Below are 500 nucleotides of genomic sequence, written 5' to 3' on the forward strand. Positions count from 1 at the left end.
ATCCGCGCGAGGGGTATCACCAGGACTGGAATACCCTGATCTACAACTACGGACGTCGGGAAGTCAGCAACTACCTGGTGGGTAACGCGCTGTACTGGATCGAACGCTTCGGCATCGATGCGCTGCGGGTCGACGCGGTGGCCTCGATGATCTATCGCGATTATAGCCGCAAGGCGGGAGAGTGGATCCCCAACGAATACGGCGGTCGGGAGAATCTGGAAGCCATTGAGTTTCTGCGCAACACCAACCGCATCCTTGGCGAACAGACTCCGGGCGCGGTCACCATGGCGGAAGAGTCCACCGATTTTACCGGGGTGACCCGTCCGCCAGCCGGCGGCGGCCTCGGTTTCTGGTTCAAATGGAACCTCGGCTGGATGCACGACACCCTGGATTACATGAAGCTCGATCCGGTGCATCGCCGCTACCATCACGACAAAATGACCTTCGGCATGCTCTACAACTACACCGAGAATTTTGTGCTGCCGCTCTCCCACGATGAA

Annotated in this window: 1 pseudogene; it reads left to right on the forward strand. The window is 58.6% G+C overall.

The window, feature by feature from the left end:
- Nucleotides 1–500: pseudogene (locus HGP29_RS28715) on the forward strand (1,4-alpha-glucan branching enzyme); the annotation flags it as partial.

It is taken from the genome of Flammeovirga agarivorans, from assembly GCF_012641475.1.
GTDB lineage: Bacteria > Bacteroidota > Bacteroidia > Cytophagales > Flammeovirgaceae > Flammeovirga > Flammeovirga agarivorans.